The 12776-nt window shown below is 37.9% G+C and carries 12 protein-coding genes; 7 read left to right on the forward strand and 5 right to left on the reverse strand.

The genetic code is table 11. The annotated features are described in order from the left end of the window. The first annotated feature begins 133 nt into the window (after positions 1-133). On the forward strand, positions 134-1375 hold the full coding sequence (locus tag CD138_RS01220; protein WP_019168823.1) for an aminoacyltransferase: 1242 nt from the start codon (positions 134-136) through the stop codon (positions 1373-1375). 406 nt (positions 1376-1781) lie between these two features. Here CD138_RS01220 and CD138_RS01225 read toward each other — a convergent pair whose 3' ends face one another. Continuing rightward, positions 1782-2081 (reverse strand): DUF2316 family protein, encoded by a 300-nt coding sequence (locus CD138_RS01225; protein WP_019168821.1) that lies wholly within the window; start codon positions 2079-2081, stop codon positions 1782-1784. 110 nt (positions 2082-2191) lie between these two features. Between CD138_RS01225 and CD138_RS01230 the strand changes: the two genes are divergently transcribed. The 4 genes from CD138_RS01230 (at position 2192) to CD138_RS01245 (ending at position 5452) form a co-directional block, all read left to right on the forward strand. After that, positions 2192-2731 carry a TetR/AcrR family transcriptional regulator gene (locus CD138_RS01230; protein ID WP_019168820.1) on the forward strand — a complete coding sequence of 180 codons (540 nt, stop codon included), beginning with the start codon at positions 2192-2194 and terminating at the stop codon, positions 2729-2731. Between the two features lie 24 nt (positions 2732-2755). Then, the gene (locus CD138_RS01235; protein ID WP_019168819.1) at positions 2756-3457 is read left to right on the forward strand and encodes an SDR family NAD(P)-dependent oxidoreductase; all 702 of its coding nucleotides are present in this window, start codon (positions 2756-2758) and stop codon (positions 3455-3457) included. 134 nt (positions 3458-3591) lie between these two features. After that, positions 3592-4617, forward strand: coding sequence for an amidohydrolase family protein (locus CD138_RS01240; RefSeq protein WP_019168818.1), 1026 nt, complete (start codon positions 3592-3594; stop codon positions 4615-4617). A 1-nt stretch (position 4618) separates the two neighbouring features. Further along, complete coding sequence (locus CD138_RS01245; protein WP_019168817.1) at positions 4619-5452, forward strand: alpha/beta fold hydrolase; 834 nt, start codon at positions 4619-4621, stop codon at positions 5450-5452. A 68-nt stretch (positions 5453-5520) separates the two neighbouring features. On the opposite strand, the gene CD138_RS01250 is transcribed toward CD138_RS01245, so the two are convergent. Both CD138_RS01250 and CD138_RS01255 read right to left on the reverse strand, forming a co-directional pair. Continuing rightward, entirely contained in the window at positions 5521-7212 is a 1692-nt protein-coding gene (locus tag CD138_RS01250) for a CocE/NonD family hydrolase (protein WP_019168816.1), read from the reverse strand. A 177-nt stretch (positions 7213-7389) separates the two neighbouring features. Beyond that, complete coding sequence (locus CD138_RS01255) at positions 7390-8196, reverse strand: arylamine N-acetyltransferase family protein (protein ID WP_019168815.1); 807 nt, start codon at positions 8194-8196, stop codon at positions 7390-7392. A gap of 497 nt (positions 8197-8693) precedes the next feature. Between CD138_RS01255 and CD138_RS01260 the strand changes: the two genes are divergently transcribed. Beyond that, entirely contained in the window at positions 8694-9650 is a 957-nt protein-coding gene (locus CD138_RS01260; RefSeq protein ID WP_019168814.1) for an NAD(P)-dependent oxidoreductase, read from the forward strand. A gap of 11 nt (positions 9651-9661) precedes the next feature. Next, a complete protein-coding gene (locus CD138_RS01265) occupies positions 9662-10030 on the forward strand; it encodes a cupin domain-containing protein (RefSeq protein WP_019168813.1) in 369 nt (122 codons plus the stop codon). A gap of 333 nt (positions 10031-10363) precedes the next feature. On the opposite strand, the gene CD138_RS01270 is transcribed toward CD138_RS01265, so the two are convergent. Both CD138_RS01270 and CD138_RS01275 read right to left on the reverse strand, forming a co-directional pair. Continuing rightward, positions 10364-11398 carry a DUF418 domain-containing protein gene (locus CD138_RS01270; RefSeq protein WP_019168812.1) on the reverse strand — a complete coding sequence of 345 codons (1035 nt, stop codon included), beginning with the start codon at positions 11396-11398 and terminating at the stop codon, positions 10364-10366. 143 nt (positions 11399-11541) lie between these two features. Continuing rightward, a complete protein-coding gene (locus tag CD138_RS01275) occupies positions 11542-12759 on the reverse strand; it encodes a CynX/NimT family MFS transporter (protein ID WP_019168811.1) in 1218 nt (405 codons plus the stop codon). Positions 12760-12776: the final 17 nt, after the last annotated feature.

The raw sequence follows: 12776 nt of genomic DNA on the forward strand, positions 1-12776 counted from the left end.
TACGATTCACTATTTTCAAATATAAAATAATGTACAACATATGAAATTTGACATTATAAAAATACTTTGAAAATGTATGACTACTTTAGTATATTTATTATGTATGAAACAAAACTAAGAGAGTAGGGTTACCATGTACTTTACGCAATTAAGTGTAGAAGCTTTTGACGATTTTGTAACAAACCACTTTTCGCATTATACACAAGATCCTGGACACTATCAGTATAGAAACAAATACAAAAATGATGTCCATTTAGTTGGTGTTAAAAATGATCAAGACGAAGTCATTGCGGCTTGTTTATTGACTGAAGCACGCGCACTGAAGTTTTTTAAATATTTTTATACACATCGCGGTCCAGTTTTAGATTACAACAACCTCGAACTGGTCCAATTCTTTTTTGAACAGCTCACACAATATTTAAAACAACAGCGCTGCCTTTATGTGTTAGTCGATCCCTATGTGCGTAATCATATACGTGATGCAAAAGGGAATATAACGCAAAGTTTTGAGCGTCAACAACTTTTTCAAACGTTAGACCGTCTCGGCTACAAACACCAAGGTTTTCCTATAGGTTATTCGAGTATCAGTCAAATTCGTTGGCTTTCCGTTCTTGACCTTAAAGATAAATCGGAACAACAACTTTTAGAGGAAATGGACTACCAAACACGACGTAACATTAAAAAGACGTATGAAATGGATGTCCAAGTTAAAACACTACCTATTGAAGAAACTGCGCGCTTTTTCAAACTTTTCCAAATGGCTGAAGAAAAACACGGCTTTACTTTTAGAGACTTACCTTATTTTGAAGAAATGCAGAAAATGTATGCTAAAAATAGTATGCTCAAGTTAGCTTATATTGATTTGAATGACCTTTTGAAGAAGCAAACTGAGAAATTAGACACATTAAATGCGACGGTTGCAGAAACTCAAGAAGCGCTAGAAAGTAACCCAAATTCTAAGAAAAACAAAACTAAATTAAAACAAGCCGAACAGCAACTGCAAGCGCAAGAACGTAAAATAGAAAAAACACGTCAATTAATCGCTGAAGATGGGGATGTATTAGACTTAGCTGCTGCGATTTATATTTACAACAATCATGAAGTGTATTATTTATCGAGTGGCTCGAATCCTAAGTACAATGCGTATATGGGTGCGTATCGTTTACAGTGGGAAATGATTCAATTTGCCAAACAGCATGGCATTGACCGTTATAACTTCTATGGCATTACAGGTGATTTTACGAAACATGCTGAAGACTATGGTGTGCAGCGTTTTAAAGAGGGCTTCGGTGCGCACGTAGAAGAATATGTGGGTGATTTTGTTAAACCGATTATGCCAACCATGTATCGATTATCACAGTTATTGAAACGTTAGAGGGATTGGAAATAAAAATTTTTGATGCTATGGATGCTGTATTTTGTGCAACTTGCCCTATTCATAAAATTTGTATTTTTGATTGCCCTTATGGCTTCGCGTTCCCAGGGGACTTGTCTCAACTAGCCAACGCTTGATTGAACGATGACATGCATGTAACGTTGGCGGATTTTCGACTGCGTCTGATCCCTCGGGAGTCTCAGCCTTCTGGTCAATCTCATATCAAATGCAGCCACTTAGGGCAAGTTTACAAAATGAAAACAATCCAAAACATCCAATTTTTACGACCCCTTCATTCTCTTTTTTGCTGTTTTTCATCATTAATAAATATAAGTCCATAAAAAAGTTAGGACTGGGATCAAACTTAATGTCCCAGTCCTCTTCCTTTTTTTCATTCAAAATGATTCTATTGTAAAAACCAGTAGTCTTCCTTTTCACCTTTTAGATACGTATATTCTGCCGGTATGTCCCCATTCGCTTTAATATTGTCATTGATATGATCTCTCAAATCCCACACTTGATGAATGAATGTATTGAGATTTCCTCCTAACAAACGTGAAGGGGCATCCATATTCAAAATATTTTCAACTTGTTTTTCCGAAATATGCATCTTGTCTGCAAGCTGTGCTGTTGTCAGTGTCGATTGTGCAAAATGTGCTTTCAACTCTTCACTTGTGACACGTCGTTGGGCTTTATTTAATGACATATTCATCCTTCTTTCAATCCATATGATTTGTCTTGCTTATGAATATCACCTATAATAAACGGATAGTTATCCGTTTGTCAAATTAAACAACGAAAGTAGGTGTTGCCCTGATGAGAAAAGATGCTATTGAAAATCGTCAACGTATTGAACAACAAGCGAAAATCATGTTTGAACGTGATGGCGTCGACCAAGTGAGTATGAACCAAATTTCTAAAGCGTTGAATATTGGAATGGGGACACTCTATCGTCACTTTGAAGATAAAAGCGCGCTTTGTTATGCCTTGGTCAACAACGATTCTGAACAATTGCTAGCAGAACTTGATGCAATTCAATCACAAAATGATGATGTCCAAACCATTTTCACACAAGCGATTGATACGTTTTTACAATTTAAAACAGACCATCGCGCATTACTCAAATGCATTGAAATGAGCCAAAGTAAAATAGATTTTCGACAGACACCCTTTTTCCAGGCACTTCATCAATATTTTTATACTTTAATGGATAAGGGTGAAAATGAGCGGCAGTTGACGTTTAAAGTCGATACGCTACTCAACACATTAACCACACAAAATTATGTCTTTCAACTCGAGAAACGACAGCTGACAAACGTAGAAATACGGGAGCAACTCGTCACATTATTTTTTTAATATCATATCTGGAGGTCGAACAAAATGAAAGTAACGCTCATCACTGGTGATAACAAAGGATTGGGATATGAAACGGCAAAACAACTCAAAAACAAGGGGCATAAAATTTATATTGGCTCACGGAACATGGAACGTGGTAAAAAGGCTGCACGTGAACTTGATGTCGATGTCGTCCAACTTGATGTGACAGACGATGTTTCAGTAGAACAAGCAGCTCAACTCATTTTAGAACGAGAAGGACGATTGGATGTATTAATCAACAATGCCGGTATTTCAGGAGGGTTCACACAACCACGCGACATTACCGTTGAGGATATGCAACGGGTGTATGACACAAACGTTATGGGATTGGTGCGCGTCACACATCGGTTCATTCCATTATTAGAGCAATCTGAGCAGCCTGTCATCGTCAATGTAAGCAGTGGACTCGGTTCATTTGGAATGGTTACCAACCCAGAAAAAATGGAGTCAAAAGTAAATTCACTCGCCTATTGTTCATCTAAATCTGCAGTAACCATGCTAACTGTGCAATATGCGAAAAATTTACCACATTTCCAAATTAATGCAGCTGACCCTGGTTCGACTAATACAGATTTGGTTGGTGACGCAAGCAACAATTCAAAACCTGCTTCAGAAGGCGTACGACCAATTGTTCAACTTGCAACGATTGGTAAAGACGCCCCAACCGGTACATTTATCGATGGCAACGGACCTATCCCTTGGTAAATCAACTCTGATTCAACCTCATTTTTATCGTTATTATCATCAACTGTAGATATAGCTCCACGATAAATAGGTCTGGCATTTCATAATGTCCGAGCCCCATCAACCATTCACAAAAACACTGGAGGTTTCAATCAATGAAAACCATCACATTTGAAGAACATTTCGTACTTAAAGAAGTTCAAGAGGCCATGTCTGACATACTTCAACCTTCACCTGATGGCGTGCCACTGAAAGCAATGTTAGAAGCTTTGGAATCGAAAACAGGATTTACAAATGAAGACGACATTACACAACACGCGCATCGTATTCAATTTATGGATACACAAAATGTTCAAATGCAAGTACTCTCTTATGGCAATGGGTCACCTTCTCTCGTTGAAGGCGATAAAGGCATTGAACTTTGCCGTTATACGAATCATCGCTTGAAACAATATATTGATGCACATCCTGACCGCTTTTTAGGTTTCGCAACATTACCTATTCATTCACCCGACGCAGCTGCCCAAGAATTAAAATACTGTGTGGAAGAATTAGGCTTCAAAGGTGCGCTCATTTTCGGACATCCTAAAGGGCATTTTTTAGATGACGCGCAATTTGATGTTATTTTCGAGACCGCTGCTTCACTGCATGTCCCTATTTACTTACACCCCGCTCCTATTAGTGATGATGCCTATCAAGCTTACTTCAAAAGTGAAAATTATCCAGATGCAACAGCCGCTTCATTTGCAAGTTTTGGCTATGGTTGGCATATGGATGTCGGTATTCACGCCATTCGCCTTATTTTAAGTGGCGTGTTCGATCGCCATCCCCAACTTAAAATGATTATTGGACATTGGGGAGAGTTCACACCATTCTTTTATGAACGGATGGATGACACAATACATGCACCCCATTTAAAACATGCACTGAGCGATTATTTCAAAAACCATTTCTATATCACACCAAGCGGTATGTTGACACGTCCTCAATTTGAGATGGTTAAAAATGCAGTCGGTATTGATCACATTCTTTATTCTGCCGACTATCCTTATATCCAGCCACAAAACTTAGGTACATTTTTAGATGAACTCGGTTTAAACGAAGAGGAAAAAGAGAAAATCAGTTATAAGAATGCCGAAAAGTTATTAAATATATCTACCAACATAAAAGGAGGATTTTAAAATGGAAACTTTAACAGTAAAAGATGCTAAAATTCGTTACCATCAAGTCGGTGAAGGTCCAGTACTCATTCTCGTCCCCGGCGCAAATGGGACAGGCGATATCTTTTTACCACTAGCAGAACAATTGAAATCACATTTTACAGTCGTGGCAATCGATCGTCGTGACTATGGGGAAAGTGAACGAACTGCCCCACTTCCTCCAAATGCACAACAACCCGATGACACGACGCGCGTGAAACAAGATGCAGCAGACGTTGCAGCACTCGCACGTCATTTAAGTGATGCACCCGTGTATATGCTAGGTTCGAGTTCAGGTGCGATTGTCACAATGCACGTGTTGAAAGACTACCCAGATGTCGTGAAACGTATCGCCTTTCATGAGCCACCAATCAATACATTTTTACCAGATAGCCAATATTGGAAAGACAAAAATGATGAAATTGTGCATCAAGTGCTCACTGAAGGTTTACAACAAGGCATGCAAACTTTCGCGCAAACGTTGAACATCGCACCGATTGATGCTAAAAGTATGTCGCAACCTGTTTCTGGTGATGATGCAGCCCAACGCCAACAATATGAGCGCATGCTGTTTTGGGCAGAATATGAAATCCGTCAGTATACACATTCAGACATTACTGTTGCAGATTTAGCAAAACACGCTGACATCATTACACTCTTCAATGGAACCGATTCGAAAGGGTCATTTCCACATGAAGTCAACGCGTATTTGTACGAACAATCACAACTTGACTTGCGCGACATTCCAGGCGGTCACTTAGGTTATGTTCAAAAACCTGAGGGCTTCGCGAACGTCCTTCTTGAGATGTGGACATAGTTTGAATATCGAAAAAGACCAGATGCTCTACGGAAATTCGTAGTGCTACATCTGGTCTTCTTTAAATTTTATTTTGTTATTGGAATAACTGGAACGAGCAAGTGCGAATCAAAATCGCCACCTGTATAAATATGATACTGGCCATGGTTTACTGTCTCGTCATGTTCATAACGTGTTTTTAAACCAGGTGTACTATTACCTTTGACTACTTCACTTGCTTTCACGACCACTTGAATACGTTCACCCTTTTTAAACAATGTGCCTGACGGTAAAATTTCAACTTCTACAGGAACGACTTCTCCCGGTGTCAGTTTATCCTCATGCTGATGTGTATGCCATGGTTGTAGCGGTGTAGAACGGTTCGAATCCAATGCACGGTGAGACACGCGTAACCAACCTGTGGCCACTTGACCATGCTCGATATGGTTAAAGTCTGGAAAATGCACTTCCTCGCCTCGACGGTCTAACTTTTTAATCCCCGCAAAAATATCCATATCATCCGCTTCTTCAGCCACAACCCATAATTTCAACTTCATATTCCCCGTCAGTTCCATATTTGCATCAAAAGTCATCTCAAAACGGACTTCATCTTGTTCAGCATCATCGCTTTGGTATGTGGCACGACTTGATTTTTGCGGTTGTTCCGATGTTAACGTCATCGTCTGTGCATCTAAATAGAATGGTGTCGCTTCTGTTTGTGGTAATGGAAAGTCCGTTGCATCTTTGACATTTCCTTGATAAAACTTTTCACGGACTTCATAACGTACTTTAGGGGTATCTGGCCAATCATTGTCGATGCCTTTTAAATAATAATCGAAAAAGGCCTTTTGTTCTTCAAGTGACTCTCGTGCATAATACATTTCCCATTCTTTACGGCCGTGAACTTTTAACCATTTTTGTTTGGAAGCCGCTTGTTTAAACCCCTCGAATGTCCCACGGTTGTGCAAGCCTTGTGTCGACCAGCTAGCGCATACGAACATGGGCACTTCAATTGCTGACAAATCGGCTTGTTTGCCTTGCCAATATGTATCGAACAGTGGATGGTTTTGTTGTGCCGCGATTAAATCTTCTATCTGTGTATTCGGCCATCTTGCGACAATGCCCTCATACCAAAAGCGATAAAACCCTGTATCAGGAATCCCTCCATGAAAAGCCACTTCACGATACATATCATTGAGGCCTTCCCACGGGATGATGGCTTTCAAATGTTGCGGGTTTAATGAAGCAACCCACCACTGTGTCACAGCAAGATATGACACGCCATTCAAGCCCACGTTGCCATTACTCCAAGCTTGCTGACCTGCCCAGTCGATCACTTCTGCGTACGCTTGTGCTTCAGCTAATCCCCAAGGTGCGAGCTGACCTTCAGAACCAGCAATCCCAGGTAAGGCCACCTTTACAACGACATAGTCATTAGGCACCCAAAATCCTGGGTCCGGTGATTCTTCAGGGGTGATACTTGATGTTGGTATCGTACCTAAAGTCGGCCATAACGCACCCATATTCGTAATCTTCGGGCGATTATCTTTGCCGTATGTATCCGCAGACATCACCACTGGAAAACGTCCTTCTTTGTCTGGACGGATGACATTCACATATAATGTTCGACCATCTTCTAACGTCACTGCTACATCTTTTTCAAATATCATCTGTTGATTGCCATACTGCACACTATCCACAACAATGTGATTGATGCCTTCTTGTATCGCTTCAATGGGTGTCACTTTGAGTTGTGGATGGCCTAATTTTTGTACTGTCATTCCCTTTCACTTCCTTTTATTTTAATTGCAATTTCATTCTAAACATGTCTTGAAAACTTTAACAATCTACAATAGTTTAAAGACTGTTTGAAATTCGACATAAATATTAGAATTGTATATAAAAATAGCCCGATAAACGAATTTCAGCATTCACTTACCGGGACATTTTAGAAATATTTATTGATCTTGTTTTTTATTTTCTATTTTTGGAATGCGCACATCTAAACCAAAGTATGCTTTCAATAACTCACGATAATTCTCTGCAGTAACTGGAATTTTTTCTTTACCGTCCTTAGTCGTTATCGTCACATTGTTCATTGACATCGTATTATGGCCTTCTGGTGTTTTTTTATTAATCATCAACATTTTTTTAAAGGCATATTTCGGGTGATTAATTGTAAAGTCATAACGTGCGTCAAAATAACCGAGACCTCGATCTACATTTTCGAAAAAGAGTAAATCCGTCCACGCTGTACTTTCACCATCATTTTTAATTGTTTGAACATAATACGCATTTTCTTCATCTTCAGCCGGGATAATCCGGTAAATATCATCTTCGTCATAGACATACGTACCATCTAGTGGAATCGGTTGGCTCGGAAAATGACCAAAGCCTGTATCCGCAATATAATCTTTACCATCGATAGTAACGAGTGTAGTCAAATGCGTATCCATCTCTTTCCAATCTTTGTTCGGCGGTTTCACATAACCTGATAGTAGCTTCGTATCAAAACCACGGTCTTTAAGATAAGCATTCGTTACAAGGTTATTTTCATAGCAAAGTCCGCCGCGCTGTTCATTGACAAATTTATCAATATTCTTTTCCACATCCATCGTAATTTTGTCACCGTTGAACACATCTATCGCTTCAAAAGGAATGTTCAACATAAAGTGATAAATGAATTTTTGTAACGCTTCAAATGAATGTTTTTCCATATCTTCTTGATTGATATCGATATAATTTTCAAGATCTTTAAAGTTCATGTCGCTCATCCTTTCTTCAATAAAGTGACTTACATTAATCTATAAAGCACCGCGCTACAACCTAATTCCCATTTCTCACAACAACATCGTCTTCATTGATATCTCAACGAACGTCATTGAAAAGTACAATTAAACAACAAATCATTATATTAATATGATAAACGTCACTATTTATTTTTACAAACGGAATGAATTCCACATAATCAAAACGCTTCAATATCAGGGTTTTCACACACAAAAAGAGACGAGCATATTTTCACACTCGTCCTTCAAAGCATTATTTTCATATTGTGTTTGAAATGATTCAGCGATTGCCTTTCAAATTGTAGTTATGTTCAAAATTTTAAAATACACCATCAATTTGGATACTTTAATTTTGTCTACATCGAATAAATAATATGCTCTTATTTGTCAATTTCGACATTTTTATTATGGCAGAGCATGATAGACTTAAATTATAAATTGTGATTATTTTCACATAAAGGAGTAGATCATTTATGAAAAAAGTATTCATTGCGGGAGCCATTCCTGAAGCTGGACTTGAACAACTTGAAGCACAATTCCAAGTAGAAATGTATACAGGTGAAAAGCTCATTTCCCATGATGCATTACTTGAAAAAGTACATGATGCAGATGCTTTAATCAGCTTATTATCAACACAAGTGACACGTGAAGTGATTGAAGCTGCACCAAATTTGAAGATCATTGCTAACTATGGTGCTGGTTTTAATAATATTGATATTGACGCTGCACGTGAACACGGAATTGATGTGACGAATACACCGATTGCCTCAACTAATGCAACAGCAGATTTAACAATGGGTATTCTACTTGCTGTTGCGCGACGTATTCCTGAAGGCGATCAATTATGTCGCACAACTGGTTTCAATGGTTGGTCTCCACTCTTCTTCAGAGGACGAGAAGTATCTGGTAAGAAAATTGGTATTATCGGCCTTGGTTCTATTGGAACAGCTGTGGCAAGACGTGCCAAAGGTTTCGATATGGAGGTTTTATATACTGGTCCTACACGTTATGAAGACAAAGAAGCTGAGTTAAATGCACGTTATGTCACTTTAGATGAATTGCTTGCTGAATCTGATTTTGTCACTATCAACAGTGCTTATAATGATTCTCTTAAGCACATGATCAACTATGAAGCGATTAAAAAAATGAAACCAACTGCTTATTTAATTAATGCTTCACGTGGTCCTATCGTACATGAAAGTGAATTGGTTCGCGCACTAGAAGACAAATTAATTGAAGGTGCAGCACTCGATGTTTTCGAATTCGAACCTAAAATTACTGAAGCATTAAAAACGATGAAAAATGTTGTCATTACACCACATATCGGTAACGCAACATTTGAAGCAAGAGATATGATGGCTAATATTGCTGCAAACAATGTTGTATTAGCACTCACTGATCAAACACCGAAATATATCGTTAATGCATAGGAGGCCTTAACATGTCACAAGCCAATCAGCGTTTCTTTAATATGAAGGAATTGGAAGCTTTTTCTGATGAAGCAGCTAAAAAGACCATTTTCTATCAATCTGAGCACTCTGCTGGTGCAGTTTGGTGTCTGAAACCTGGCCAAACATTACCTTGTCATACTCATCAAAATGCAGATGATGTATGGATTGTACTGAGAGGGGAAGGCACATTTTATACAAACAACCATGAAAAGAAAACGATAAAAGCTGGCGACATTTTCGTGTCATTACCTGGAGATGCACACGGTATGACGAACACAGGAGATAAGGATTTCGTCATGTTAGGTTTTGCGACACCAATGCCACTTGATTTTATCCCTTATGAAGAAAGTTCAATATAAATACTACAGTTGAATTCGATAGTTCACTTAAAAAACTGGGCCTGTTCATACAAATTTTATATCTTTTGCAATAACACATACTGATTTTTCCGAAAACTAGAGTATAGTGACAACCCTATACTTTATATTTACTTCTAATGTAAACATATCGACGACACAAATAGATTTAAAGTACAGGCCCAGTAATTTTAAGAAGCATATATTTCAAATCAATAACACTCAAAAATTTAGACAAACCTTCTTTAACAGTGGTTTGTCTATTTTTTTCTAGATATATGGGTTCTTTTCTCTATTTAGTTATAGTAGCCAATGTATATATCTTTTAGAAACACATTACTGTCTTCTAATTCTAAAAAATTGTAAATACGTCAACAATCTCCAAATATATTCAAGTGGTCCGTATTTAAAGTAACGCAACCATACCATTGAAAAAATCATTTGGAACGCAATAATGACTAGAGACACCGCACCTGACATTGCGATACCTACAGTCAGAAATTGTCCGACAAGTAAAATCAGTGCAGTATTTAATAAATAGTTCGTTAATGCCATTTGCCCATAATATTTAAAAGGTGATAAAACACGTTTTATCATAGGATTTTCTAAAATTGTTATGAAAAATAAAATATAGAACAAAGAGATAAACGGCGCGGTATAAACTGTGAGATTTGAATAAAAATTATAGCGATCTGCAAATGCTTTGTTGTCCATCTGACCTTTGACTAAATCATAAGTCGGCGCCACATAGAAATAATGTAAAAGCACTAAAGAGATGGCAAAACCTATCAATGACAAGGCAAGTGTAATTCGAAGTGCCTTTTTGTGCTGGTAAATCGTTCGATGGAGACCATATTGTCCAATCGTATAACCCAATACAAAGAGTGCTGGGACGAGCGTAAGTTTGTTTCCACTCAATACACCTAAAATTAATAAAATGAGCCCAATCACTAAATTATATCGCCTCTTCAAGAAAGTCAGTGGCAATAGGAATAGACCTATAATGGCATAAAAAAGGAGTGCTTCCCCAGGTTGGAAAATTTGATGAACAATACCAAACAGCAGTAACACTATGCTTCGTCTTACATATAATATAAATGGATCTACATTTTTACTTTTCGCATTATGAAAAAAGATATAAAATCCTATACCAAACAATAGCGAGAAAATGGAGAAAAACTTTGCTTCAACAAATATATTTAAATACTTGTTATAAAGGACATCTACATGGCTTTGATAGGTCGGCATAGACAGCCCGTGATGATATGAAAAATATTCGAGGATCGGTAAAATATTGGCAAAAATAATACCAAATAGCGCAAAACCCCTTAAATAATCTAAAACTTCAATTCTCTTTTTTATCGGATTCATAAAAATCTCCTTAATAAATTTATGAGATTTATATTACATACCATACTCTAGACATACAATAAGTCTTGCGCCGGATTTTCTGTTACAAGACAAAAAGCTGAGTCTTTCGTAGTTTATAACGAAATTCTCAGCTCTTAACGATATTATAAATATTCTTCTATATAACGATCTTTAGATGAAATCAATCCAACGAAAAGAAAACCACATGCCATCATCATGACTAAAATCAAAGGAATGCGCCATCCATTTGCAATATCATGTATAGTACCTATCACAAACGGACCAGAAGCTGCCACAATATAGCCAATAGACTGTCCAAACCCCGATAAAGCGACACTCCCATCACTTGTATTTGCACGGATTGAAAAGAATGTCATACAAATACTAAATGCTGCCCCTAATGACAATCCTAAAATAATCATTGATACAAATAAGAGCGATACTGGTAGTGTCAATAAAGTAATGAATCCCGCCATATACAATATGAAAATAATCCAAACCAGTGTACTTTGCGACTTCATTTTTGACGCGATGATTGGGAAAGTAAATGTCATTGGGACTTGCGCAAATTGATTTAACATAAAGTAATAACCAGCAGCACTCGGCGACAGACCTCTATCAATAACGATTGAAGGCAACCAAGCGACAACGACATAAAAAATCATAGACTGAAAACCCATTGTCAATGCAATTGCCCAAGCAAGCGGCGTCCGTGAAACTTTCAATCGTTGAACACTTCGCTTTTTCGACTCATTTTTTGATGGCGTAAATTGATCTATCGATAAACGACTATTATGTTTACGCCAAACAATAAGCGCACAGATACAAAGCAATATCCAAAATCCTAATGAGGCTTTATACCCTAATGAACCTATTTGAGACAATGGATAGCTGAGTCCTCCTCCAAGCCCGGCCGTAAAATTCATTGTTGCACTATATATTCCTGTAATCATCCCAATTTGTGTTGGAAAGAGCCATTTTGCATAACTTGGCAATATGACGTTACCGTATGCAATTGCTACACCAATAATCATTGTACCGACGATAAAAAATTCAATTGTTCCTAGAATACGAATCATCAAACCCACGATTAATAATAGCATCGCGCATGTAACTAAATTGGCCATCGACATGTGCGCCATTGTTCTCGCTACAAAGAGTGATACCATACCAAAAATGACGAGTGGAATCGTCGTGAGCAAGCCAGCTAATGCATTATTAATGTGTAATCCACCCTTAATTCCCTCAATGACAGGGCCAACTGATGTTAAAGGTGCTCGAAGTGTCGAAGCAACAAGAATGATCCCAATCACAATCCACCAATGATCCTGAATTCTAAAAATGTACGTCTTCTTTTCCATATTTCACATCCTCGCCA

The organism is Staphylococcus intermedius NCTC 11048 (assembly GCF_002902385.1).
GTDB lineage: Bacteria > Bacillota > Bacilli > Staphylococcales > Staphylococcaceae > Staphylococcus > Staphylococcus intermedius.